General features: G+C 67.8%; 23 protein-coding genes. 10 read left to right on the top strand and 13 right to left on the bottom strand.

Annotation, left to right across the window (positions count from 1 at the left end):
- Nucleotides 1–49 precede the first annotated feature (49 nt).
- The 4 genes from AC5P7I_RS19650 to AC5P7I_RS19635 form a co-directional block, all read right to left on the bottom strand.
- Nucleotides 50–319 (bottom strand): gas vesicle protein GvpG, encoded by a 270-nt coding sequence (locus tag AC5P7I_RS19650; RefSeq protein ID WP_014648792.1) that lies wholly within the window; start codon nucleotides 317–319, stop codon nucleotides 50–52.
- A gap of 32 nt (nucleotides 320–351) precedes the next feature.
- Complete coding sequence (hemB, locus tag AC5P7I_RS19645; protein ID WP_014648793.1) at nucleotides 352–1,341, bottom strand: porphobilinogen synthase; 990 nt, start codon at nucleotides 1,339–1,341, stop codon at nucleotides 352–354.
- 19 nt (nucleotides 1,342–1,360) lie between these two features.
- Entirely contained in the window at nucleotides 1,361–2,278 is a 918-nt protein-coding gene (locus tag AC5P7I_RS19640) for a bestrophin family protein (RefSeq protein WP_014038878.1), read from the bottom strand.
- A gap of 123 nt (nucleotides 2,279–2,401) precedes the next feature.
- Nucleotides 2,402–2,650, bottom strand: coding sequence for a hypothetical protein (locus AC5P7I_RS19635; protein ID WP_005420185.1), 249 nt, complete (start codon nucleotides 2,648–2,650; stop codon nucleotides 2,402–2,404).
- Nucleotides 2,651–2,836: 186 nt separating this feature from the next.
- Here AC5P7I_RS19635 and AC5P7I_RS19630 point away from each other — a divergent pair, with 186 nt between their 5' ends.
- The gene (locus AC5P7I_RS19630; protein ID WP_005420187.1) at nucleotides 2,837–3,295 is read left to right on the top strand and encodes a hypothetical protein; all 459 of its coding nucleotides are present in this window, start codon (nucleotides 2,837–2,839) and stop codon (nucleotides 3,293–3,295) included.
- Between the two features lie 105 nt (nucleotides 3,296–3,400).
- Here the strand turns inward: AC5P7I_RS19630 and AC5P7I_RS19625 are convergent, their stop codons facing one another.
- From AC5P7I_RS19625 to AC5P7I_RS19610, 4 genes are all read right to left on the bottom strand, one after another.
- Nucleotides 3,401–5,200, bottom strand: coding sequence for a DUF885 domain-containing protein (locus AC5P7I_RS19625; protein WP_046433089.1), 1,800 nt, complete (start codon nucleotides 5,198–5,200; stop codon nucleotides 3,401–3,403).
- A gap of 67 nt (nucleotides 5,201–5,267) precedes the next feature.
- Entirely contained in the window at nucleotides 5,268–5,783 is a 516-nt protein-coding gene (locus AC5P7I_RS19620) for a cytochrome c oxidase assembly factor Coa1 family protein (RefSeq protein WP_049442038.1), read from the bottom strand.
- Nucleotides 5,784–5,808: 25 nt separating this feature from the next.
- Nucleotides 5,809–8,034, bottom strand: coding sequence for a S9 family peptidase (locus tag AC5P7I_RS19615; protein WP_262087777.1), 2,226 nt, complete (start codon nucleotides 8,032–8,034; stop codon nucleotides 5,809–5,811).
- Nucleotides 8,035–8,197: 163 nt separating this feature from the next.
- The gene (locus AC5P7I_RS19610; protein WP_014648797.1) at nucleotides 8,198–8,887 is read right to left on the bottom strand and encodes a glutathione binding-like protein; all 690 of its coding nucleotides are present in this window, start codon (nucleotides 8,885–8,887) and stop codon (nucleotides 8,198–8,200) included.
- Nucleotides 8,888–8,999: 112 nt separating this feature from the next.
- Here AC5P7I_RS19610 and AC5P7I_RS19605 point away from each other — a divergent pair, with 112 nt between their 5' ends.
- Complete coding sequence (locus tag AC5P7I_RS19605) at nucleotides 9,000–9,620, top strand: TIGR00645 family protein (protein ID WP_041863948.1); 621 nt, start codon at nucleotides 9,000–9,002, stop codon at nucleotides 9,618–9,620.
- Between the two features lie 201 nt (nucleotides 9,621–9,821).
- The gene (locus AC5P7I_RS19600; protein ID WP_014648799.1) at nucleotides 9,822–10,835 is read left to right on the top strand and encodes an energy transducer TonB; all 1,014 of its coding nucleotides are present in this window, start codon (nucleotides 9,822–9,824) and stop codon (nucleotides 10,833–10,835) included.
- 83 nt (nucleotides 10,836–10,918) lie between these two features.
- On the opposite strand, the gene AC5P7I_RS19595 is transcribed toward AC5P7I_RS19600, so the two are convergent.
- The gene (locus AC5P7I_RS19595; protein WP_032959056.1) at nucleotides 10,919–11,173 is read right to left on the bottom strand and encodes a hypothetical protein; all 255 of its coding nucleotides are present in this window, start codon (nucleotides 11,171–11,173) and stop codon (nucleotides 10,919–10,921) included.
- 77 nt (nucleotides 11,174–11,250) lie between these two features.
- On the opposite strand from AC5P7I_RS19595, the gene AC5P7I_RS19590 reads away from it, so the two are divergent.
- Together AC5P7I_RS19590 and AC5P7I_RS19585 are read left to right on the top strand one after the other, a co-directional pair.
- Nucleotides 11,251–12,048 (top strand): AraC family transcriptional regulator, encoded by a 798-nt coding sequence (locus tag AC5P7I_RS19590; protein ID WP_262087776.1) that lies wholly within the window; start codon nucleotides 11,251–11,253, stop codon nucleotides 12,046–12,048.
- A gap of 99 nt (nucleotides 12,049–12,147) precedes the next feature.
- The gene (locus AC5P7I_RS19585; protein ID WP_014648802.1) at nucleotides 12,148–12,858 is read left to right on the top strand and encodes a transposase; all 711 of its coding nucleotides are present in this window, start codon (nucleotides 12,148–12,150) and stop codon (nucleotides 12,856–12,858) included.
- Nucleotides 12,859–12,881: 23 nt separating this feature from the next.
- On the opposite strand, the gene AC5P7I_RS19580 is transcribed toward AC5P7I_RS19585, so the two are convergent.
- Genes AC5P7I_RS19580 through AC5P7I_RS19570 form a run of 3 tightly spaced genes read right to left on the bottom strand, consistent with a single transcriptional unit; the run spans nucleotide 12,882 to nucleotide 16,332 of the window.
- The gene (locus AC5P7I_RS19580; RefSeq protein WP_126411496.1) at nucleotides 12,882–14,066 is read right to left on the bottom strand and encodes an ABC transporter permease; all 1,185 of its coding nucleotides are present in this window, start codon (nucleotides 14,064–14,066) and stop codon (nucleotides 12,882–12,884) included.
- A complete protein-coding gene (locus tag AC5P7I_RS19575; protein ID WP_046433110.1) occupies nucleotides 14,063–14,809 on the bottom strand; it encodes an ABC transporter ATP-binding protein in 747 nt (248 codons plus the stop codon). Before AC5P7I_RS19575 ends, AC5P7I_RS19580 begins: the two co-directional genes overlap by 4 nt.
- The gene (locus AC5P7I_RS19570; RefSeq protein WP_041863953.1) at nucleotides 14,806–16,332 is read right to left on the bottom strand and encodes an alpha/beta hydrolase; all 1,527 of its coding nucleotides are present in this window, start codon (nucleotides 16,330–16,332) and stop codon (nucleotides 14,806–14,808) included. Before AC5P7I_RS19570 ends, AC5P7I_RS19575 begins: the two co-directional genes overlap by 4 nt.
- 297 nt (nucleotides 16,333–16,629) lie before the next feature.
- Here AC5P7I_RS19570 and AC5P7I_RS19565 point away from each other — a divergent pair, with 297 nt between their 5' ends.
- From AC5P7I_RS19565 to AC5P7I_RS19555, 3 genes are all read left to right on the top strand, one after another.
- A complete protein-coding gene (locus tag AC5P7I_RS19565; protein WP_041863955.1) occupies nucleotides 16,630–17,157 on the top strand; it encodes a DUF1203 domain-containing protein in 528 nt (175 codons plus the stop codon).
- Nucleotides 17,158–17,348: 191 nt separating this feature from the next.
- Nucleotides 17,349–18,518 (top strand): lytic polysaccharide monooxygenase, encoded by a 1,170-nt coding sequence (locus tag AC5P7I_RS19560; protein WP_032959046.1) that lies wholly within the window; start codon nucleotides 17,349–17,351, stop codon nucleotides 18,516–18,518.
- A gap of 181 nt (nucleotides 18,519–18,699) precedes the next feature.
- Nucleotides 18,700–19,869 (top strand): lytic polysaccharide monooxygenase, encoded by a 1,170-nt coding sequence (locus AC5P7I_RS19555; protein ID WP_262087775.1) that lies wholly within the window; start codon nucleotides 18,700–18,702, stop codon nucleotides 19,867–19,869.
- A gap of 226 nt (nucleotides 19,870–20,095) precedes the next feature.
- On the opposite strand, the gene AC5P7I_RS19550 is transcribed toward AC5P7I_RS19555, so the two are convergent.
- The gene (locus AC5P7I_RS19550; protein ID WP_014648809.1) at nucleotides 20,096–20,845 is read right to left on the bottom strand and encodes a ferredoxin--NADP reductase; all 750 of its coding nucleotides are present in this window, start codon (nucleotides 20,843–20,845) and stop codon (nucleotides 20,096–20,098) included.
- A gap of 84 nt (nucleotides 20,846–20,929) precedes the next feature.
- Here AC5P7I_RS19550 and AC5P7I_RS19545 point away from each other — a divergent pair, with 84 nt between their 5' ends.
- Together AC5P7I_RS19545 and AC5P7I_RS19540 are read left to right on the top strand one after the other, a co-directional pair.
- On the top strand, nucleotides 20,930–21,898 hold the full coding sequence (locus AC5P7I_RS19545) for an ABC transporter ATP-binding protein (RefSeq protein WP_005411567.1): 969 nt from the start codon (nucleotides 20,930–20,932) through the stop codon (nucleotides 21,896–21,898).
- Entirely contained in the window at nucleotides 21,895–22,686 is a 792-nt protein-coding gene (locus AC5P7I_RS19540; protein WP_014038898.1) for an ABC transporter permease, read from the top strand. Before AC5P7I_RS19545 ends, AC5P7I_RS19540 begins: the two co-directional genes overlap by 4 nt.
- The last annotated feature ends 223 nt before the right edge of the window (nucleotides 22,687–22,909 follow it).

The raw sequence follows: 22,909 nt of genomic DNA, 5'->3' as shown, positions 1-22,909 counted from the left end.
GGTTGGCGACTACCAGTAGATCCACGCCACGCGTGGATGAAACGCCCCGTCAGCGCGACAACACCTTGGCGCGCAACTGCTCGTACTCCATCTCGCTCAGCTGGCCGTTGTCCTTGCGCTGGTTCAACGCGGCCAGCTCGGCCTGCACGGTCTCCGGCAGCGCCTGCTCACGGGCCACGTGGCGGGCAGCGGAGAGCTGTTCCGGCGGGCGCTTGCCGGCCCGCCAGGCGGCGATGAAGACAGCGACGATGATGGCGCCGAACACCAGCGTACCGGTGCCCCAGATCAGCCATTGCACCCATCCCAGTTCGGGTCCCATCGCGCAGTCCTCCGTCTATCGTGGCGCTATTGTCAGCGCTCGCGCAGCCATCGCGCCACCTGCGGCGCGAAATAGGTCAGCACGCCATCGGCACCGGCCCGCTTGAAGCCCAGCAGCGACTCCAGCACGCAGGCGCGCTCGTCCAGCCAGCCATTGGCGAAGGCGGCCTTCATCATCGCGTACTCGCCACTCACCTGATAGGCGAAGGTCGGCACGCCGAATGTCTCCTTCACCCGGCGCACCAGGTCCAGGTACGGCATGCCCGGCTTGACCATCACCATGTCGGCGCCCTCTTCCAGGTCCAGCGCGATCTCGCGCAGGGCCTCGTCGCCGTTGGCCGGGTCCATCTGGTAGGTCTTCTTGTCGGCCTTGCCGAGGCTGGCCGCGCTGCCCACCGCATCACGGAACGGGCCGTAGAACGCCGAGGCGTACTTGGCCGAGTAGGCCATGATGCGCACGTTGATGTGGTTGTCGGCATCCAGCGCACGGCGGATCGCGCCGATGCGGCCGTCCATCATGTCCGACGGCGAGACGATGTCCACACCGGCCTCGGCGTGCGACAGCGACTGCTTGACCAGCGCTTCGACAGTGATGTCGTTGAGCACGTAACCCTTGTCGTCGATGATGCCGTCCTGGCCGTGGGTGGTGTACGGGTCCAGCGCCACGTCGGTCATCACTCCCAGTTCCGGGAAGCGCGACTTCAGCGCGCGGATCGCACGCTGCGCCAGGCCGTCCTCGGCCCACGCCGCCGACGCGTCCAGCGACTTCAGCGACGGGTCGATCACCGGGAACAGGTCGATCACTGGAATGCCCAGTTCCAGCGCTTCTTCGGCCACCTTCAGCAGCTCTTCGATCGACAGCCGCTCCACGCCCGGCATCGACGGCACTGCGGTGCGGCCCGCACGTTCGTGCACGAACACCGGGTAGATCAGGTCGTCGGTGGTCAGCGTGTTCTCGCGCATCAGGCGGCGCGAGAACTCGTCGTGGCGCATGCGGCGCGGGCGGTAAAGCGGGTGGGACATGGCAGGCTCCGAGGAGTGGCTATTGCAACAGGTAGCCCTGCGGCAGCAGGGGTTCGGGCAACGGGCGTTCGCCGAGCGCGTCGAGCTGGTCGATCTCGATCGTGCGCACCAGCGCGTCCAGCGGCAGGTCGTTCGGCTCCAGGCCGAACGGGTCTTCCATTTCTTCGCCCAGCTGGTCCAGGCCGAAGAAGGCGTAGGCCAGCACCGCCGACAGCACCGGCGTGCCCCAGCCCAGCGAGCTGGCCAGGCCGAACGGCAGCAGCACGCAGAACATCCATGCGCAGCGATGCAGCAGCAGGGTGTAGGCGAACGGCAGCGGCGTGGTGAGGATGCGCTCGCAGCCGGCCTGGATCGACGACATCGCGTGCAGGCGCTCTTCCAGCTGGGTGTAGAGGATCGGGTCGAGTTCGCCGGCGCGCAGGGCCTGGGCCAGCTCGGCAGCGATCATCGACAGCAATGCGTCGGGCACGTTCTCGCGCTGGCCCAGCTGCTCGCGCTGCGGCTTGTCCAGCCACGGCAACGCCGCCAGGGCCACGATGCGCCCGCGCAGGCGCGCGGCCAGCGCATGGGCAAAAGCCGTAGTGAGGTAGGCGATGCGGCGGCGGCGACCGGCGTCATCGGCCAGCAGCAGGTTCACCTGGCGGGCCAGCGAACGCGATTCGTAGACCAGCTGGCCCCACAGCTTGCGGCCTTCCCACCAGCGGTCGTAGCAGGCGCTGTTGCGGAAACTGAGGAAGATCGACAGCACCAGGCCGAGCAGGGTGAACGGCGTGACGGAAACGCGCTCGATGCCGGTCGGCGGCGCCAGCTCCACCACCGCGGCCACCGCGATGGACAGGATCAGGATGGCCAGCACCTTCGGCGCGATCGCTTTTACGATCGAGCCGCGCAGGATGTACAGCAGTTGCCAGCCGTGGGGACGGGGTCGGATGATCATGGGGCAGCCGCGCCGGGCGCGGATTCACAGGCACGCGGGGGGCTCGCGCAGCCGTTCATTGTACGCCCCTGCCCGGCCCGCGGCCGTGTACCTGCGACGCCCTGTCGCACCCGGCGATGCGGCTCAGATCACGCCGCCCCCCAGGCCCAGGCGCAGGATGCCGACCACCACCACGATGCCGTTCAGCACCAGCCCGGCCCAGGCCCGGCCGCGCTTGGTCGGGTGGGTGAACAGGATGCCCAGCGCGGCGATCACCGCGCCCACGGCGGCGAACGGGATCAGGAACCAGTTGCCCCAGCCCAGCAGCGGAATCAGCGCCAGGATCATCCACAACAGCGCCAGTACGCCCCACAACAGACTGATCACGCCCATTCCACTCTCCCGCAGTTGGTTCCTGTCTGTGCACCATAGTCGTTCCCGCCGTCGCCGCCTACTGCCGTTGGCGGGGCTGTCACCGGCACCGTGCTAGCGTGCCGCCGTGCCTGCTCTGGGCCGGGTGTTGGCGCCGATTCAGAGTAGCCCGCCGATGATCGCAACCAGTCCTACAGGGGTCGTGCCATGAACATCCGTTGGGCCGCGTTGGCGGCCATCCTGCTGGTCGCCGCCGGCTGTGCCAGCACCTCCAAGGTCATGCTGGGGCGCGCCCGCGCGCCGATCGATCCGGCACTGGTGCAGATCTATTCGACGCCGCCGGCCGGCTCCCAGGAAATCGCCCAGCTGGAATCGGCGTCTGCCGTGGGCTTCGGCACGCAGGGCCAGACCGATGCAGCGGTGGCGCGCCTGAAGCGCGAGGCCGCAGCGCTGGGCGCCAATGGCGTGGTGCTGATGGGCGTGGGCAGCAGCGGCTCACCGGTGGGCATGTCGGTGGGTGCCGGCACGTTCGGCTCGCATGTCGGCGGTGGCGTCGGCATCGGTATTCCGACCACGCAGAAGCGCGCCGCCGGCGTGGCGATCTGGGTGCCGAACCCGGAACCCCCGGCACGACTGCCGACGCAGGTGATCACCCCGCAGCGGTGACGCGGCAGCATCACCGCGGGTAGTGCCGGCCGCTGGCCGGCAACCTCAGGAATCCTCCCGACGTCAGGGGAATGCCGGCCAGCGGCCGGCACTACCGGGGGGTGTTCAGCGCTTGTACTTCGGCACGAACACCTTGTTCACCGCGTCGGCCAGCTGGTCCGGCGGCAGCAGGCCCTGGTCGAGCAGGAAGTTGTTGAACGCCAGGCGGTCGAACTTCGCACCCAGTGCCAGCTCGGTCTGCATGCGCAGTTCCAGGATACGGGTGTAGCCGTAGAAGTAGCTGCCGGCCTGGCCCGGCATGCGCACCATGTAGCGGTCCAGTTCCTGGGTGGCCATCGCCTTGGACAGGCCGACCTGCTCCATCAGCACGCGCTCGCCGTTGGCGCGGTCGGTCAGGCCGAGGTTGAGCATCGGGTCGAGCATCGCGCGTGCGGCGCGCAGCAGGCGGAACTGCAGGGCGATCATCTGCCCGTCCAGCGGCTCGTACGGCACCATCTCGGCCTCGGCATACAGCGCCCAGCCTTCCACGTTCACCGAATTGAACGCGAACATGGTGCGTGCCAGCGACACGCCGCGCTCGACCATCGCGGTGAACTGCAGCTCGTGGCCGGGGCGGCCTTCATGCGCACTCAGCGTCCACGCCGCCGCACCGAAGTTGAAGTCGTCGTACTGTGCGCCCGGGCCCGCGGCCGGGTTGCCCAGCGGCAGCACGAAGGTGCCCTGCTGCCCGGTGTTGTTGACCAGCGGCGCCGGCAGGAAATGCGGGGCCGGGCTGGCCGCGCTCTCGGCGGCCGAACCCAGGCGCATCTGCATGGCGCGCTTGGGCACGTCGACGATGGCATGCTCGCGGATCAGCGGATCGATGGCATCGATCACCTTGCGGTAGTGGCCTTCCAGATGGTCGTCGGCGATCTTGTCGGCCTTCAGCGCGCGGATCACCGCCACCGGGTCGCTCGGGTCGGCCACCTTCAGGCCCTTCTCCTTCACCACCAGCGGCGCCAGCTGCTGCATCGCCGAGCGGGTTTCCATGAACTCCAGCTGCGCACGCTGCATCAGCAGCTTCGGGTCGATGTCGATGCCGACCTGCTTGAGCTGGTAGGCGTACAGCGGCGCCGGCAGCCGTGCGTCGGTGCGCGCCTTCGGCAGCACGGTCGAGCGCGTCCAGCTGGCGTAGTCCTTCATCTGCCCGGCCAGGGCCTTCATCGCTTCATCGGCGCCGGCGATCTGGTACTTCTTCAGCAGCGACTCGATGCCGCTGATGTAGGTCTCGACGTTGTCCAGCGACTGCTGCACTTCGATCTTCGTCGGCTGCAGCAGGCTGCTGTCCTTCAAGCGCTCTTCGTAGCGCTGGCGGGCCAGCGTGGTGAACGCGGTGCCGCCCGGCTGCAGGCCGGCGTAAGCCTTGAGGCGGTCGATCGCCTTGGCCCGGCGCTCGGCCGGCACCTGGTCGGACAGCAGCAGGTTGAGGCCGCTGAACACCGTCTGCGGCGCGTCACTCCACGGCAACAGGTACTTCTCGTTGAGCTCACTGCCTTCGATGTTCTGGTTGGCGGCGTGGATCATGATCTCCAGGTCCTGGCGGACGTTGGGATCCTGCTCGGTGGCCAGCTTCGCCTTCAGTTCGTCGCGGGCCTTGGCCATCGCGGCGCGGTAGCGCTTGCCGTTGTCCGCGCCGAGGTCGGCCACCTTGTCGTCGTAGCCGGGCACGCCGAAGAAGCCGGTTTCTTCCGGCTGGAACGGGCCCTGCGCATCGAGCAGGATCTGCGCCAGTGCGTTGCTGCGGGCGACCCAGGCCGGGCTGGCCGGTGTGGCGGCCTTGGCGGCGGGTGCCGCCAGCGCCGGCGGTGCGGACAGCAGCGGGGCGGCGGTCAGGGCCAGGGCAACGGCCAACGCGATCGGCTTCATGGTGCACTCCAGGACAGGGTTGCCCGCACCCTACGCGCTCAGCGCGGTGGCGACAATCGGCCGGAGGTCACAACGCTGCGGTCAGCGGGCATTCGCCGCGTTCGCGGCAGGCCTGCAGTTCGCATTCCTGCGCGGCCTCATCGTCATCCAGCGCAGTCAGGTCGAAGGTCTGCTTGTTCTCGCCCAGCACGTACATCACCGGGTAGTCCCACACGTCGTCACTGCGGGTGCCCTTCACGAACAACCGGCCGTGTGCGCGGGGGCCTTCCAGGGCCACGGTCAGGCCGACATCGCGCTGGCCGTTGAGCGCGGTCTGCATGCTGCCCAGCGGCATCGATTCGGCACGCAGCGGCTCGCCGAAGGCTTCCACCAGTTCGATGCTGCAGCCGGCGCGACGCATCGCCTCGCGCATCGGTGGGCTCTCGCGTGCCGCCTCACTCCAGCGCAGCACGCTCCAGGCCACCGTGCCACCGGCCCCGGCCAGCACCAGCAGCACGGCCACGGGCATCGCCCAGCGCCAGTGGCGGGACCACCAGCCGGCGGGCTTCGGGCCGTGGGTGGGAATCGGCGGCGGCAGTGTCATCGGCGGGCTCCTTCCCGTCTGTGTTTCAAGGCTTCAGGCAGCGCCCCAGGAAGGCTTCGGCCACACGGTAGCGATGCAGGGCATCGGCGCCGGACAGGCCATGCTTGGCACCCGGGTAGGTCATCAGCTCGAACGGCTGGCCGCGCTTCTGCAGCGCGCTCATCAAGCTGGTCGAATTGGTGAACAGCACGTTGTCGTCCGCCATGCCGTGGATCAGCAGCAACGGCGAGCGCAGCCCATCGATGTGGGTCAGCACGCGCGCTTCACGGTAACCGGCGTCGTTGCGCGCCGGCAGGTCCATGTAGCGCTCGGTGTAATGGCTGTCGTACAGGCCCCAGTCGGTGACCGGGGCACCGGCCACGCCGCAGGCGTACTGGTTCGACGCCTTGGCCAGCAGCATCAGGGTCATGTAACCGCCGTTGGACCAGCCCTGCACGCCGATGCGCGCCGGGTCCACCCACGGCTGCTGCTTGAGCCAGGCCACGCCGTGCAGCTGGTCGGTCACTTCCACCGTGCCCTGCTTCCCGTACAGCGCACCACCGAAGTCGCGGCCACGGCGCGGGGTGCCGCGGTTGTCCAGCGAGAACACGACGTAGCCCTGCTGGGCCAGGTACTGGTTGAATAGATGGTCGCCACGGCCGGGCCAGCTGTCGGTGACGGTCTGGCTGGCCGGGCCGCCATAGACATACACCGCCACCGGGTAGCGCCTGGACGGATCGAAGCCGGCCGGCTTGATCAGGCTGTAGTGCAGTGGCGTCTTGCCGTCGGCGGCGGTGAGCGTGCCGAACTCGACCGGGCGCTGCGCGTCGCGGTAGCGCGCATACGGGTGCTTGGGATCGGCCAGGTTGTTTTCCACCAGTGTGGCGATCTTCTCGCCGTTGGCGCGGAACAGCTCGATCTGCGGCGGCGTGGTGCTGTTGGACCAGCTGTCCACATAGACGCTGGCGTTGCGGGCGAAGCTGGCGCTGTGCATGCCCGGCGCCTTCGACAGGCGCTGCGGCTCGCCGCCCTGCAGCGATACCGCGTAGATCTGGCTTTCGCGCGGGCTTTCGATGCCGGCGCGGAAGTAAGCCTTGCCGGCCGTCTCATCCACCGCCAGCAGCTCGTCCACCGGCCAGTTGCCGTGGGTCAGCGCGGTGGTCTTGCCGTTGCTGTCGATGCGGTACAGGTGCTGGAAGCCGGTGCGCTCGGACGACCACAGCACGCTGCCGTCTTCAAGGAAGCGCAGGCTGTTGTGCAGCGGCACCCAGGTCGGGCTGGTTTCGTGGGCGAGTACGCGCTGGCGGTTGGAGTCGAGTGCCACTTCCACCAGGTCCAGCTGCTTCTGGTCGCGCGACTGGCGCTGGAAGCTCAGGTGCTGCGCATCGCGCCAATCGACGCGGGCCAGGTAGATGTCCTGTTCCTTGCCCAGGTCGATCCAGCGCGGCTGCGCCTCGGCGGCCGGTGCGATCACGCCCAGCTGCACGCGCACATTGGCGTCACCGGCGGCCGGGTAACGCTGTTCGATCACATCGGTGCGGTCGGCGTAGACCTCGTAGCGCTTCTGCACCGGCACCGGTGCCTCGTCGATACGGGCAAAGGCAATCGCCGAATCATCCGGTGCCCACCAATAACCGGTGTGGCGGTCCATCTCTTCATCGGCGACGAACTCGGCCACGCCGTTGCCGATGGTGGTGCTGCCGTCGCGGGTCAGCTGCAGCTGCTTTCCACTGGCCAGGTCGATCACCCACAGGTTGCGGCCGCGGATGAAGCTGACGAAGCCGCCCTTGGGCGACAGCTTGGCGTCGGTGGCGAAGCCCTCACCGTGGGTCAGCTGGCGCACGGCCGCCACCCCCTGCTGCTTCAGGTCGTACAGGTAGAGTTCGCCGCCCAACGGGAACAGCAGGCGCTGTGCGTCCGGCGACCACTGGTAATCGACGATGCCGGTCATCGCGGCGATGCGCTGGCGCTCGCGGCGCGCCTTTTCCTCATCGCTGAGGGTCTCGGTGCCGGGCAGCACCACCTTGGAATCAACCAGCAACCGGGTCTGGCCACTGCCGATGTCGTAGGTCCACAGATCCAGCTGGTTGCGATCGCTGTCCTTGCCGCGCAGGAAACTGACCTGCGAACCGTCCGGCGCCACCTTGGGCTTCATCAGGGTCGGGCCGGACAGCGGCAGCGGGCCGGTGATGGCCTCCAGGGTCAGCTTTTCGGCGTGGGCGGCGGTACTGGTGGCGAGCATGAGGGCAAGCGAAGCGAACAGGTGGCGCATGGAGGATCCCGGCAAACGGCAGGTCCGCCCGGCGGCGGGCGCGGGGCGGTCGTTCCCCCATCCTAACCAAGCCCGTGCAGGAAGGCAGCATGACCTTCTGCCCATGCTGCGGTGCTGGGGTCAGGGCCCTTTGCGTTGCAAAGGGATCCGACCCCGCGGCGGGTCAGCGCTGGCCGAACAGGTGCTTGCGCTCTTCGTCGCTGAGCGGCTTGCCGGCGTTCGGGTTCACCTGCTGGCGCAGCGCATAGGCGCGCTGGGTGGCCGGGCGCGCGGCGATGGCCTCGTGCCAGCGCTTGAGGTTCGGGAACGCGGCGAAGTCCACCGGCAGCTTGTCGTAGGCGCCGATCCACGGGTAGCTGGCCATGTCGGCGATGGTGTACTCGTCGCCGGCCAGGAAGGCGTGCTGGGCCAGGCGCTTGTCCATCACCCCGTGCAGGCGGCGCACTTCGTTGTCGTAGCGCTCGATGGCATAGGGAATTTTTTCTGGTGCGTACACGTTGAAGTGGCCCATCTGGCCACTCATCGGGCCCAGGCCGGCCATCTGCCAGAACAGCCATTCCAGGGTGGTCACGCGGCCGCGCGGGTCGCTGGGCAGGAAGCGGCCGGTCTTCTCGGCCAGGTACAGCAGGATCGCACCGGACTCGAACACGCTCTGCGGGGCACCGCCATCGGCCGGGGCGTGGTCGACGATGGCCGGCATCTTGTTGTTGGGCGAGATGGCCAGGAACTCTGGCTTGAACTGGTCACCCGAGCCGATGTTGACCGGGTGGATGCGGTACTCCAGGCCGGCTTCCTCCAACAGCAGGGTCACTTTGTGGCCGTTCGGGGTGGGCCAGTAATACAGGTCGATCATGGCGTCGGCTCGGGGTGCGGAAAGGAACCTGAAGTCTAGTGCGTGAGTTGGGTTGGCACCGTCATGGCGGGCCGGTAACCTCGCCTCTCCCCCGAAACGCAGCATCCCCCGCATGAGTGCAAACCGCCCGCCGCTCTCCCCGTTGTCCACGCTGATCTTCGCCTCGCGCTGGCTGCAGCTGCCGCTGTACCTGGGCCTGATCGTGGCGCAGTGCGTCTACGTGTTCCTGTTCGGCAAGGAACTGTGGCACCTGATCTCGCATTCCGCCTCGATGGGCGAGCAGCAGATCATGCTGATCGTGCTGGGCCTGATCGACGTGGTGATGATCTCCAACCTGCTGGTAATGGTGATCGTCGGCGGCTACGAGACCTTCGTCTCGCGCCTGCGCCTGGAAGGCCACCCGGACCAGCCGGAATGGCTGAGCCACGTCAATGCCAGCGTGCTGAAGGTGAAGCTGGCGATGGCGATCATCGGCATCTCCTCGATCCACCTGCTGAAGACCTTCATCGCCAGCGGTGCGCTGGGCGGTATCCCGCTGTGCACGCCGGAGCAGATGAGCGTGGCCGCCGCCAACATCGGTGTCGCCCGCTGCTCGATGCTGACCCAGGAAGGCGTGCTGTGGCAGACCATCATCCACTGCGTGTTCATCCTGTCGGCGATCGGCATCGCCTGGACCGACAAGCTGATGTCCAACGGCCACAGCAAGTCGCACGACAAGGCACACGACCACTGAGGTCGCCGCCGGTCACGACATGATCGCCGCGGCCCCACCCGGCCACCACCCCTTGTGCGGGGCGGTGGCCGGGATGCTAGATTGCATCCTCGCCGTTGCCGGCGGTGGCGTCGGGAAACGCCACCCTGCCGCGCCTGGACCACGGGTCCCGGCCATGCATATCAATGATTTACGTCACGTCGTCTTCTAAAGGGGAGCAGGATGTCGCACGTCTCAACGATCACCGCCGCGCGCCGGTGGCTGCCGGTTGCCTTGGCACTGGCGCTGGCCGCCTGCTCGGGCAAGGAAGAATCCGCAGCACCGGCTCCGGCCGCCGCCCCCACCGCCGCTGCACCGGCCGCACCGGTGGTCGCCGCCAAGGTGCAGTCGATGGGCACCGAGCAGCTGCGTGAGTCGGCCAGCCAGGCCCTGCGCGAGAACCGCATGTACGCGCCGGCCGGCGACAACGCCATCGAGTACTACCTCGCCCTGCGCGACAAGACCCCGGACGACGCCTCGGTGAAGAGCGCGCTGACCGACCTGCTGCCGTACACCCTGATCGCCGCCGAGCAGCACCTGGGGCGCGAGGACTACACCGAAGCGCAGCGGCTGGTGGCGCTGATCGAGAAGGTGGATGCATCCGCGCCGGCCCTGCCGCGCCTGAAGGACGGCCTGGCCAAGGGCGTGCAGAACGCGGCCAAGCGCACCGAGGCCGAAGCCGAGAAGGCCAAGAAGGACGCCGAGGACCGCAGCAAGCAGCAGACCGAACAGCAGCGCCTGGCCGAGCAGCGTGCCAAGGAAGCCGACGCGGCCAAGCAGATCGCTGCGCAGCAGGATGCCGCCCGCCGCGACAACGAGCGCCAGGAAGCCGAACGCCAGGCCGCCGCGCGCCGCGAAGCCGAGCTGAAGCAGCAGCAGGCCGCCGCCCAGCAGGCCAGTGCCGCACGCCAGGCCGCGGCTCCAGCGGCCGCTGCGGCGCCGAACCTGCGCCCGGTCAGCACCCCGGCGCCGCGCTATCCGTCCGAGGCACTGCGTGCAGGCACCTCCGGCGAAGTGCTGGTGGAAATCACCGTCGGCACCGACGGCTCAGTGACCAACGCCCGCGTGCTGCGCGCAACACCGTCGCGCGTCTTCGATCGCGAAGCCATGAACGCGGTCAAGCGCTGGCGCTTCGAGCCGGTCAGCGCACCGGTCACCACCCGCCGTACCCTGGTATTCGCCCCGGGCGGCACCTGACCGCAAAAAGGGGACGGAGGGGATTAAGTCGTTTCCGCCCCCGCAATGAGGACACGGCCCGGCATGTCCGGGCCGTGTTCGTTTCAGGAGAGGCTGTCGATCAGGCGTTGCAGTGCCGGATCGCGCGCGGCCAGCACCTGGAACAGGCCCAGCGCATGCAGGCCCGGCAGCAGCCCACGCAGATCTGCTTCGGCGGTGACGCGGGTGGCGTCATCGCTGGCGGGGTCCTGCCAGTCACGGACGCTGGCGAGGAAGGCGCCGACGCTGCCCTTGCGCACGGTGAGGCCGTTTACCTGCACCTCGTTCTGATGGTCGGGAAGAATGTCCTGCGGCTGCATGGGGCGGCTCGTGTTGGAATGGGCGCCCAGTGTGGCGCGCGCGGATCGGCGCTTCTGCCGTATAACTGCCAATGGATATGGCAGATCAGACACCGACCGGCTTGATTGATCCGGCATTGGCGGACGCCGACGACGGCCCCATCGTGCTGGCCGGCCAGCTGCGCGTGCCCGGGAGGCGGCGCACCGCCCGCCACCAACACCGGCGCGGTCAATTGCTGGGCGCCCATCAGGGCCTGTTGCGGATCGAAGCCGGGAATCTGCAGTGGCTGCTTCCGGCCGGGCACGTTGCCTGGATACCGCCGCTGCTGCCCCATGCGCTGCTCGGGGCAGACGGGTTCGATGGCTGGAGCCTGTACGTCCGCGCCGATGCCGGCCTGGATCTGCCCCCGCTGCCCCGTATTTTCCAACCCGATGCGCTGTTGCAGGCGGCGGTGACGCGCGCACTGCGCTGGCCGCATCAGGCACTGGACGCTGCGCAGGCACGCCTGGCCGGCGTCATCGCCGATGAGATCCGTGCCAGCACTCCCTTGCCATTTGCCCTGCCACAGCCGCGGGATCGCCGGTTGCGGCGGATCGCGGCGGCGCTGGCGCGTTCGCCGGATGACCTGCGCAGCGTCGAAGCGTGGGCAGCCGCCAGCGGACTGTCCAGCCGCAGCCTCGCCCGCCGTTGGCAGGCCGAAACAGGCATGGCCCTGGGCCAGTGGCGGCAGCGCCTGCGCGTGCTGCTGTCACTGCCACGCCTGCTGGCAGGCGAACCGGTGATCAGCGTCGCCCTGTCGATGGGCTACGACACGCCCAGTTCCTTCATCAACGTGTTCAAGCGCGTGATGGGGGTAACGCCCGCGCGGTACGCAAAAGGGGACGGAGGGGATTAAGTCGCTTCTGACTCCTCCGATACGCCTGCGCGGCATTACCTGATGCCCTACGCCACGGTGCCGATGCCAGGCTGAGGCCCCCTTCGACCTGGGAATCCCATGCCCCGACAAGCGCGCCTGATGCTGGCCGGCCAGGCCTATCACGTGATCCAGCGCGGTGTGAACAAGGGTGCGATCTTTGTCGACGACATCGACCGGCAACTGTTCCTGCATCTGCTGCACAGCGCTTTCCTCAAGCACCGCGTCGCACTGCATGCCTACGTACTGATGGACAACCACATCCACCTGCTGGCCACGCCATCCACGCAGCGTGGGCTGGCCGATGCAATGCGCATGCAGGGCAACAACTATGTGCAGGCTTTCAACCAGCGGCACGGCCGCACCGGTCCCCTGTGGCAGGGCCGCTTCCATTCCTCGATGATCGACAGCGACGCTTACCTGCTCAGCGTATACCGCTACATCGAACGCAATCCCGTTCGTGCCGGCATTGCGGTCAGTGCTGAAGATCATCCGTGGTCCAGCGTGCACGGCAACCTTCAACGACGCGATGACCCCATGCTGACCCCGCATCCCGCATTCAGAGCGTTGGCCGCGACCGCTCGCAACAGGACGACGGTGTATGCGCGATTCCTGCGCGATGTGAATGCGTCCGCCGATCTGCCCGCAATCCGCAGTCATAGCGCCAAACAGCGTCCGCTGGGGGATGCTGCGTTCCTGCGGATGGTAGAGAAGACGCTCGGGCGGCCGGTGGCGATGCGAAGACAAGGCCGCCCGCGCAAGGAGGGGACGGGAGGGGCAGAAACGACTTAATCCCCTCCGTCCCCTTTTTGGGGTCAGCCGGAGATGGCCAGGCGCTCGTTGTGGTAGCGGCGCACGGCGGCGAACCACAGCACGGCGGCCAGGCCGAGGCTGGCACCAAGGTAGATCGCCCAGACCGTCGGGGTGATGGTCTCGTGGCGGATCACCTTCAGCAGCATCTGGTTCTGCGACAGGAACGGCACGGCGTACTGCCACAGTTCGCTCTTCAGCGGATAGGCCACCAGTGCGTAGCCGGGCAGCATCGGCAGCAGCATCAGCCAGGTCATGTGGCTTTGTGCTTCCTTCATGCTCTTGGCCGCGGCCGACAGGAAGGTCAGCAGCGAGGTGCCGATCAGCAGCATCGGCAGCATCACCAGCAGCATCTGCAGCATCGAGCCGACGTTCATGTTGAACTGGCGGCCGATGTTGCCGGGTGCGATCTGCGCGCTCACCTTGAACGCGACCAGGGTCAGCAGCAGCGACACGAAACCGACCACGCAGGCGGCGGCGATCTTGCCGCTGACGATCGCGCTGCGCGAGCCCGGCGTGGCCAGCAGGGGTTCCAGCGACTGCCGCTCGCGCTCGCCGGCGGTGGCGTCCATCACCAGGTAGGCACCCCCGATGAACGAGGTCAGCGTCAGCAGTACCGGCAGCAGCATCGACAGGATCATGCCGCGCTTGGCCTCGGCACTGGCCAGGTCCTGGCGCGCCACGTCCAGCGGGCGTGCCACCTGTGCATCGATGCCGCGTGCCATCAGGCGCAAGGCACCGACCTGGCCGTTGTAGGTGGCCAGCGCCGCCTCCAGGCGTGCACTGGGTACCTCGGCCGCGCGACGCGTGCTGTCCTTGATCACCTCCACCAGCGCCGGCTTGCCCTCGGCCCAGTCCTTGCCGAAGTCCCCGCTGATGCGCAGCGCCACATCGATATCCTGGCTGCGGATGGCCTCGGCCAGGTCCTTCGGCGCCGGTGCGGCATTGAGGCCCTGTGCGGCGAGGAAGCGCACCAGGTTCGGCGCGTTCTCCGCGCCGATCGTCGGGATCTGCAACGGCTCCTCGATCTGGGTGCGCACCCGGCTCTCGGCCAGCTTGCCCATGCCCAGCAGCAGCACCGGGTACAGCAGCGGCCCGAACAGCAGGGTCAGCAGCAGCGTGCGGCGGTCACGCGACAGGTCGCGCAGTTCCTTGCGCATCACCGTCATCAGGGTCGACATCATGCTCATGCGTGCAGGCCCTCTTCGCTGCCGATCAGTTTCACGAACGCGTCCTCAAGGTTGGCTTCACCGGCCTGCGCACGCAGATCATCGGCGCTGCCCGCGGCCATCACCGTGCCCTTGGCGATGATCACGATGTGGTCACACAACGCGCCCACCTCCTGCATGATGTGGCTGGACAGGATCACGCAGCGACCCTCTTCGCGCAGGCCCAGCAGGAAGCGGCGCAGCGCGCGCGTGGTCATCACGTCCAGGCCGTTGGTCGGTTCGTCGAGGATGACGTTGCGCGGATCGTGCACCAGCGCGCGGGCAATCGCGGTCTTGGTGCGCTGGCCCTGCGAGAAGCCATCGGTCTGCCGGTCGAGGATGTCGCCCATGTCCAGCGCGTGCGACAGCACCTCGATGCGTTCGCGGATGCGCTCGGCCGACAGGCCATGCAGCTCGCCGAAGTAGGCGATGTTCTCGCGCGCGGTCAGACGCTTGTAGACGCCGCGCGCATCGGGCAGTACGCCCAGGTGGCGACGTACCTCCACCGGATTGCCGGCGGCATCGATGCCATCGACGCTGATGCTGCCCTGGTCCGGGGTCATCAGCGTGTAGAGCATGCGCATGGTGGTGGTCTTGCCGGCACCGTTGGGGCCGAGCAGGCCGGTGATCTGCCCATCGCCGGCGCGGAAGCCGACGTTGGCGACCGCCTGGATGCGGCCCGTGCGGGTATCGAAGGCCTTGTGCAGGTTGTCGGCGACGATCATGGTTCCCATCCGTTGAACGAGGTGAACGCCGGCACGTAGCTCAGCGTGTCCAGGCAGCCGGCATCCAGCGCCTTGGCATCGGTCTTGTCGATGAACTGGCCGAGCAGCCGCGGCATGCAGCCGGCGGTCAACGTGCCATGGCCCTGGCCACGGGCGACCAGCGCACGGCCATTGGGCAGGCCCTTGAGCACCTGTGCGGCGTAGCGCGGGGGGGTCACCGGGTCCAGCTCACCGGACAGCAGCAGTGCCGGCACGTCGCTGCGCAGCGGCACGGCATCGGTTGCCGGCGCCGGACGGTGCGGCCACACCGGGCAGGCGGCGAAGAAGGCGCTGGCCACTTCGTTGCCGAACAGCCGCTCGGGGTCCTCGGCCGGCGCGTGGTAGCGCGGCGCATCCTCGCTGCAGATCACCGACCACTGCATGCCGCGGTTGATCTGGAAATCCATGCTGCGGTTCGCGCCGCGCGCCAGCGATGCCAACGGGGCATAGCGCCCGTGTGCGGCTTCATCCAGCACCAATGGCAGCAGCGAGGAATACTGCGGCACGTAGGAGAAGGCGAAGGCCAGGCCGACCACGCTGTCCGGCGTCAGGACATCCTGCCGCGGTGCGTTGGTACCCGGGTCGCGATACTCGACCGAGACCGGTGCACGGCGCAGGGTGTCGACCACGCTGCGCAGCTGCGCGCGGGTGTCGGTCGGGAAACGCTTGCTGCACGCGGCATCCTTGCGGCACTGCGCCGACTGCAGGGCGATCGCATCCTCGAAGGTGGTCGCGAAGTCGCCACCGACCACCAGCTCGTTCGGTACCACGCCATCGATGACGATGCTGCGGGTGTGCTGCGGATAGGCCCCGGCATAGCGCTGGGCCACGCGGGTACCGTAGGAGCCGCCAACCAGGTTCAGCTGGTCCACACCGAGCGCCGCACGCACCGCATCCAGATCGGCGATCGCCTCGGTGGTGGTGTAGAAGCGCGCATCGGCACGCCCCTGCAGCGATGCGGCGCAGCGCTGGGCGTAGTCGCGCAGCGATGCCTCGGAAGGCGCGGCATCCTCGTCCATCTGCAGCGGCTTGCCGTCCGCGCCCAGGCAGCTGAGCGGGTTGGAGCCGCCGGTGCCGCGCTGGTCGATCAGGAACACGTCGCGCTGCTTGCGCACCTGGCGCAGTGCGGTATCGACGATGACCGCCACCTCGCTGGCCGCCTGGCCGGGGCCGCCGGCTAGGAAGAACACCGGGTCGGGCTGGCTGGCGCCGCTGCTGCCCGATTCCAGCCAGGCGATGCGCAGGCCGATCCGGCGGCCATCGGGCTGGGCCCGGTTCTCCGGCACCTGCAGGGTGGCGCACTGCGCCTCCACGTTGGCGCTGGCGCCTTCGGTGGACAACGTGCAGGGCTGGAAGTCGATCGTGCCGAAGCGGCGGCTGGGTGCATCGCTGGCGCTTCCGGCGGCGGCCGGCGGCGGTTGGCTGCACCCGGCAAGCATCAGGCTGGCCAGCATCCCGGCCAGCGCGAGGTGGTGTCTTTGCATCGTGCTCGTTTCCCCTGGAGGACGTTCCTGTCGACCACGACGGGCTGCCGCGGAAGATGTGACCCAACTTACACGCGCAGCGCGCCGACGGCGATGGGCAATGACGAATCCGCCGCCGACGGCGCGCAGACCTGGCAGTCCCGCGCTCGGCCTTGGCCCGTGCAGGGCGGCATCGGCGGCGGCCAGCAGCACCCCAAGGGGCCAGTGTTCCGGCCCGACGGCGATGCGGGGTCTGAAAACGGCGAGCACGGCGACCGGCGCATGCGCACAATCCGCGGAAAACCCAAGGAGACGCCCATGCACGCGTGGTACCTAGGCGGCATCGACCACCGCCCTTTCCTGCACCTGTTCGAGATGAGCGACAGCGCGCTCGCCACGCTCGGCATCCAGCGTCGCTGGGCCGGCGCCAACGGCGGACATCCCTGCCGGATCAGCCTGAGCGACCCCGCGCCTGGCAGCGAGCTGCTCCTGCTGTCCCACGTCCACCTGCCGCTGCATTCGCCGTACCGCGCCGCCGGCCCGATCTTCGTGCAGCGCGGCGTGACCCGTTGCGTCCTGCCGCCGGGCGAGGTGCCCCCGTATGTGCAGCGCCGGATGATCTCGATGCGTGCCTATGACCACGCCGCGCTGATGTGCGGTGCCCAGGTCTGCGCGGGCACCGAGGTGGCCGACCACCTGGATGCACTGTTTGCCGACCCGTCGGTGGCGTTCGTGCAGCTGCACAACGCGGCGCATGGCTGTTTCTCGTGCCAGGCAGATCGGGTGGGTACCGGGACTGCGTCGCGTGATCTCCATGACGTGATCGATGCCACGCCGGTCACGTGACGTCCAGCGCATCCGTTCAGCCCTGCGTGAAGCCTGCGGGAAGGGCTTCACATGCGCAGTCACGGATCGGCACTGCGATGGTTCCGTCCCCTGCAGTGCGACTCGATACTCGCCGTGGTGCCGCCGAAAGTCCGCCGCGCAGCGCAGCTCCTGCGGTCACCGTTCCCTTTCGACGACCACAAGGATGCGCCATGTCATTCCGATCCACGCCGCTGTTGCTCGCCACCTCGTTCGCCGCTGCGGGCCTGTGCCTGGCCGGCAACGCGTTCGCCCACGGCACGATGACCACGCCGGTCAGCCGCGTCTATGCCTGCTTCCAGGGCAATCCCGAGAACCCGACCAACCCGGCCTGTGCCGCTGCAAAAGCGATTGGCGGTTCACAGGCGTTCTACGACTGGAACGGCATCAACCAGGCCAACGCCAACGGCAACCATCAGGCCGTGGTGCCCGACGGGAAGCTGTGCAGCGGCAACAACCCGACCTTCCGCGGCCTGGACGTGAACCGCAGTGACTGGCAGACCACGCCGATCCAGGCCGATGCCAATGGCAAGTTCACTTTCGTGTTCAAGGCGACCGCACCACACGCCACGCGCGACTGGCGCTTCTTCGTCACCCGCGAAGGCTGGCAGCCGGGAAGCCCGCTGCGCTGGGCCGACCTGCAGGAGTTCTGCACGCTGGGCAATACGCCGCTGTCGGCCGACGGCACCTACAAGCTTCAGTGCACGTTGCCGCAGCGCACCGGCCAGCATGTGATCTACAACACCTGGCAGCGCTCGGATTCGACCGAGGCGTTCTATACCTGCATGGACGTGCGCTTCCAGGGAGGCGGAGGGACCGCACCGGCACCGCAATGGCAGGACGCCGGCCCGGTCACCGCACGCAGTGAGCTGCCGGTTGGCACGACGCTGGCGCTGCGCGTGTTCAACGCCAACGGCAATGACGTCGAACGTGTGGAGGCCACCTTGGCCAGCGGCCAGACCGCACCCGCGCAGTGGCCGTTGGTGCTCGCCCGCAAGGTCAATGCCAGTGCCCAGCACGCGCGCGTGGGCGTGCTTGCCAATGGCGTGATCACGCCGACCGCCTCAGCCACCGACAACCGCGTGTACCTGAAGGACGGCAACCGCTTCCAGCTCGATACCCAGGTGCCCGACCCGGGTACACCGTCACCGGGCGGTGATTTCGACCACGTGTACCCGGCGGGCATCGGCAGCTATGTGCCGGGCCAGACCGTGGTGAAGGGCAGCGACGGCAAGTTGTACGCCTGCCGCCCGTTCCCGGAAGGTGCATGGTGCAACGTCAACGCCGAGGCGTACCGGCCGGGTGTGGGTGCGGCCTGGCGCGATGCGTGGATTGCATACTGAGACCGGATACAGGGAACGGTGGCAGAGCGCCGTTCCCTGCATAGCGTGAGACGCGCCAGCGCGTGAGTGTGAAGCCGTTCCCATATGCAACCACGCGATGCTTTTTTCAACGTAATCCGATGGATGCGGGCGGGCGGGATGTCGAGACTTCGCGGGGTTTCACCACCCACAGGAGATCTCCATGCATCTGTCACACCGGACCGTCATCGCGCTGTCTGTGATCGCAGGCATTGCCACCTCTGGCAGCGCGTTCGCCCACGGCACCCTGTCCACACCCGCCAGCCGTGTCTATGCCTGTTACCAGGGCAATCCCGAGAATCCGACCAACCCCGCCTGCGCTGCCGCCAAGGCCATCGGTGGTGCGCAACCGTTCTATGACTGGGCCGGGATCAACCAGGCCGAGGCCCATGGCAACCACCAGGCCGTCGTGCCCGATGGCGAGTTGTGCAGCGGCGGCAACAGCAAGTACCGCGGCCTGGATCTGAACCGCAGTGACTGGCAGACCTCGCCGATCCGTGCCGACGCCCGTGGCCGCTACACGTTCGAGTTCAAGGCGCCGGCCCCGCATGCCACCCGCGAGTGGAAGTTCTATGTCACCCGCGATGGCTGGCAACCGGGCAGCCCGCTGCGCTGGGCCGACCTGCAGGAATTCTGCACGCTGGGCAACGTGCCGGTCTCCGGTGACGTCTACAAGCTGGACTGCCCGCTACCCAAGCGCAGCGGCCAGCACATCATCTACAACACCTGGCAGCGCTCGGATTCGGGCGAGGCGTTCTATACCTGCGCAGACGTGCGCTTCGAGGGGGGCGGTGGTGTGACCCCGCCGCCGCAGTGGCAGGACGCGGGTCCGGTCACTGCCCGTGGTGCGCTGGACGTGGGCACCATCCTGACCCTGCGGGTCTTCAACGCCCAGGGCAACGATCTGGAAAGCCCGCAGATCACCCTTGCCGCCGGCCAGACCGCTGCGAACCAGTGGCCGCTGGCACTGGCCCACAAGGTCAATGGCACTGCGCAGCAGGCGCGCGTGGGGGTGATGAAGAACGGCGTGATCACGCCCGTCGCCTCGGCTACCGGGAACCGCGTCTATCTGAAGCCAGGCCACCTGTTCCAGCTCGATACCCGCGTGCCGGATCCGGTCGATCCGATCGATCCGCCGCCGGCTGACGACTACGACTTCGTATACCCCGCGGGTATCGGCAGCTACACGCCGGGCCAGACCGTGGTGAAGGGCACCGACGGCAAGCTGTATGCCTGCCGCCCGTTCCCGGAAGGCGCCTGGTGCAACATCAATGCAGAGGCCTACCGCCCGGGTACCGGCTCTGCCTGGCGTGATGCCTGGATCGAGTACTGAAGGCAGGGCACCGGGGGCGGCGTGGGGTCGCCTCCGGTTTCCAGGGTTGCCGGCCAGCGGCCGGCACTACCGGGGTTCGTGGGGTTGCCGGCCAGCGGCCGGTACTACCGGGGTTCGTGGGGTTGCCGGCCAGCGGCCGGCACTACCAGGTTCGTGGGGTTGCCGGCCAGCGGCCGACACTACCAGGTTCGTGGGGTTGCCGGCCAGCGGCCGGCACCAGCCGGACTTACTTGCTGCTGACGTACTTCTCGCGGCGGATCTGCGGGTTGCCCAGGCCGGCGGCCTTCAGCAGCTCGGCGCAGGCATCCACCATGTCCGGGTTGCCGCACAGGTAGGCGATGTCCGTGGCCGGGTCCGGCGTGAAACCGGCCAGCGCCTGCTGCACGTAACCGTGCTGCACGTCCGGATGCGGATCGGCGGGCAGTTCGCGCGACAGGCATGGAACATAGCGGAAGTTCGGGTGTTTTTCGGCGAAGCTGTAGAAGTCCTCGCTGTACAGCAGCTCGCCCGGGCTGCGCGCGCCCTGCAGCAGCACGATCTGCGCACCACGTTCGGCCATGGCCTTTTCCAGCAGCGGCAGCATCGAGCGGTACGGGGTAACGCCGGTACCGGTGGCGATCAGCAGGTAGCGGGCATTGTGGTCACCGGGATTCAGGCAGAAGCGGCCGTAGGGGCCGGACGCACTGATCTGGCCGCCGTGCTCCAGCGCCTCGAACAGCGCGGTGGCGGCGCCACCGGGCACGAAGCTGACCGCGATATCCACCGCCTCGCCCGGGCCCAGTGCGTGGTCATGAATGGTCGCCAGCGAGTAGCTGCGCTTGGTTTCGGTGCCATCGGCGTAGCTGAAATGGACCTGGATGAACTGGCCGGGCTGGAAATCCAGCGGCTGCCCATCGTCACGCACGAACTGGTAGTGGCCGACGGTCGGGGCCAGCATGCGGCGGCCGACCAGCTTGAGGGGGAATTGAACAGGCACGACTTTTCGGGACAGTGTGTAGCCGGGGCAAGCCCTCGGGGTCTTCTATAATAGCCCCTCCCCGCCCCTCTCCAGCGCCAGCCCATGGGCGCGAAGGCTTCGAGCTTGGCATCCCAGAACGATACGGCGCCCGCCCTGCGCGTGCGCGACCTGCGCAAGACCTACGACAACGGCACCCAGGCCCTGAAGGGGGTTTCCCTGGAAGTGGCCCCGGGCGACTTCTTCGCCCTGCTGGGCCCCAACGGTGCCGGCAAGTCGACCCTGATCGGCATCATCAGCTCCCTGGTCAACCTCAGCGAGGGCCAGGTGGAGGTGTTCGGCAGCGACCTGGTGCGCAACCGCAGCGCCACCATGCGCCTGATCGGGCTGGTGCCGCAGGAAATCAACTTCAACCTGTTCGAAAAGCCCTTCGACATCCTGGTGAACTACGCCGGCTTCTACGGCGTGCCGCGCGAGGAAGCGGAGCAGCGCGCCGAAGAGGAACTGAAGCGGGCCCACCTGTGGGAAAAGGCGCAGGTGATGAGCCGCACGCTGTCCGGCGGCATGAAGCGCCGGCTGATGATCGCCCGCGCAATGATGACCCGCCCACGCCTGCTGATCCTGGATGAGCCGACCGCCGGCGTGGACATCGAGATCCGCCGCGACATGTGGCGCGTGCTGAAGGAGATCAACGCTGCCGGCACCACGATCATCCTCACCACGCACTATCTGGAAGAAGCCGAGTACCTGTGCCGCCACCTGGCGATCATCAACCATGGCCAGATCGTCGAGCAGGGGCCGATGCGCACCCTGCTGGCCAAGCTGGACGTGGAGGGCTTCCTGCTGGACATCGACGGTGACCTGCCGGCGCAGCTGCCGGTGATCGAGGGCGCGACCCTGACCGCGCCGGACCCGCACACGCTGGACATCGACATGCCGCGCGCAATGGACCTCAACCGCGTGTTCGCCACGCTCAACGAGGCCGGTATCCGCGTGCGTTCGATGCGTACCAAGAGCAACCGCCTGGAGGAGCTGTTCGTGCGCCTCACCGGCAACCTGGAGAAGCCTGCATGAGCACCACCGAGCTGACCGACGGCCAGCGCAACCGCATCGCACTGATGACCATCGTGCGCCGCGAAGTCGCCCGCATCATGCGCATCTGGGGCCAGACCCTGGTGCCGCCGGCGATCACCATGACCCTGTACTTCCTGATCTTCGGCAACCTGATCGGATCGCGCGTGGGTGACATGGGCGGCTACACGTACATGCAGTTCATCGTGCCGGGCCTGGTGATGATGAGCGTGATCCAGAACAGCTACGGCAACATCAGTTCCTCGTTCTTCGGTGCCAAGTTCGGCCGCCACGTGGAAGAGCTGCTGGTCAGCCCGATGCCGAACTGGGTGATCCTGTGGGGCTACGTGGCCGGCGCCGTGCTGCGCGGCCTGATGGTGGGCGTGATCGTGCTGATCATCGCGATGTTCTTCACCCCGGTGCGCATTCCGCACCCGCTGGTGATGCTGACCACGGTGATCCTGGGCGCGACGATCTTCTCGCTGGCCGGTTTCATCAATGCGGTGTATGCGAAGAAGTTCGACGACGTGGCGATCGTGCCGACCTTCATCCTGACCCCGCTGACCTACCTGGGTGGCGTGTTCTATTCGGTGAAGCTGCTGCCGGGCTGGGCCGAAGCGGCCACGCACGCGAACCCGATCTTCTACATGGTCAATGCGTTCCGCTATGGCCTGCTGGGCAGCAGCGATGTGCCGCTGCCGGTGGCCTATGGGTTGATGATCGGCTTCGTGGTGGCGCTGACGGCGCTGGCGCTGTGGCTGCTGCGCCGTGGCGTGGGCATGCGCAGCTAAGGGTGGCCTGCAGGGCCTGCGGCCCTGCACCCGCCGAATCAACGTCAACTTCAACGGCAACGTCAAAAGCTGGCATTCCTTGGGTTGGCGAGGTGGGTCCGATTGCGGGGGACGCCGTAAACCCATCCCTGGGGGCTTGGCCGCGGCATCCATGCCGCGGACACCCCCGCAATCGGCCCCACCCCGCCTTCGACAAATTCCGGCGATCTGCCGGGATGTCGTT

The sequence above is a fragment of the Stenotrophomonas sp. YJH_SMC_138 genome (assembly GCF_059369855.1).
This window is presented reverse-complemented; position numbering and strand designations above follow the sequence as displayed.

Coding starts and splice junctions, on each gene's coding strand:
- AC5P7I_RS19650 (WP_014648792.1), bottom strand. CDS start 319: ATGGGACCCGAACTGGGATGGGTGCAATGGCTGATCTGGGGCACCGGT.
- hemB (WP_014648793.1), bottom strand. CDS start 1,341: ATGTCCCACCCGCTTTACCGCCCGCGCCGCATGCGCCACGACGAGTTC.
- AC5P7I_RS19640 (WP_014038878.1), bottom strand. CDS start 2,278: ATGATCATCCGACCCCGTCCCCACGGCTGGCAACTGCTGTACATCCTG.
- AC5P7I_RS19635 (WP_005420185.1), bottom strand. CDS start 2,650: ATGGGCGTGATCAGTCTGTTGTGGGGCGTACTGGCGCTGTTGTGGATG.
- AC5P7I_RS19630 (WP_005420187.1), top strand. CDS start 2,837: ATGAACATCCGTTGGGCCGCGTTGGCGGCCATCCTGCTGGTCGCCGCC.
- AC5P7I_RS19625 (WP_046433089.1), bottom strand. CDS start 5,200: ATGAAGCCGATCGCGTTGGCCGTTGCCCTGGCCCTGACCGCCGCCCCG.
- AC5P7I_RS19620 (WP_049442038.1), bottom strand. CDS start 5,783: ATGACACTGCCGCCGCCGATTCCCACCCACGGCCCGAAGCCCGCCGGC.
- AC5P7I_RS19615 (WP_262087777.1), bottom strand. CDS start 8,034: ATGCGCCACCTGTTCGCTTCGCTTGCCCTCATGCTCGCCACCAGTACC.
- AC5P7I_RS19610 (WP_014648797.1), bottom strand. CDS start 8,887: ATGATCGACCTGTATTACTGGCCCACCCCGAACGGCCACAAAGTGACC.
- AC5P7I_RS19605 (WP_041863948.1), top strand. CDS start 9,000: ATGAGTGCAAACCGCCCGCCGCTCTCCCCGTTGTCCACGCTGATCTTC.
- AC5P7I_RS19600 (WP_014648799.1), top strand. CDS start 9,822: ATGTCGCACGTCTCAACGATCACCGCCGCGCGCCGGTGGCTGCCGGTT.
- AC5P7I_RS19595 (WP_032959056.1), bottom strand. CDS start 11,173: ATGCAGCCGCAGGACATTCTTCCCGACCATCAGAACGAGGTGCAGGTA.
- AC5P7I_RS19590 (WP_262087776.1), top strand. CDS start 11,251: ATGGCAGATCAGACACCGACCGGCTTGATTGATCCGGCATTGGCGGAC.
- AC5P7I_RS19585 (WP_014648802.1), top strand. CDS start 12,148: ATGCCCCGACAAGCGCGCCTGATGCTGGCCGGCCAGGCCTATCACGTG.
- AC5P7I_RS19580 (WP_126411496.1), bottom strand. CDS start 14,066: ATGAGCATGATGTCGACCCTGATGACGGTGATGCGCAAGGAACTGCGC.
- AC5P7I_RS19575 (WP_046433110.1), bottom strand. CDS start 14,809: ATGATCGTCGCCGACAACCTGCACAAGGCCTTCGATACCCGCACGGGC.
- AC5P7I_RS19570 (WP_041863953.1), bottom strand. CDS start 16,332: ATGCAAAGACACCACCTCGCGCTGGCCGGGATGCTGGCCAGCCTGATG.
- AC5P7I_RS19565 (WP_041863955.1), top strand. CDS start 16,630: ATGCACGCGTGGTACCTAGGCGGCATCGACCACCGCCCTTTCCTGCAC.
- AC5P7I_RS19560 (WP_032959046.1), top strand. CDS start 17,349: ATGTCATTCCGATCCACGCCGCTGTTGCTCGCCACCTCGTTCGCCGCT.
- AC5P7I_RS19555 (WP_262087775.1), top strand. CDS start 18,700: ATGCATCTGTCACACCGGACCGTCATCGCGCTGTCTGTGATCGCAGGC.
- AC5P7I_RS19545 (WP_005411567.1), top strand. CDS start 20,930: ATGGGCGCGAAGGCTTCGAGCTTGGCATCCCAGAACGATACGGCGCCC.
- AC5P7I_RS19540 (WP_014038898.1), top strand. CDS start 21,895: ATGAGCACCACCGAGCTGACCGACGGCCAGCGCAACCGCATCGCACTG.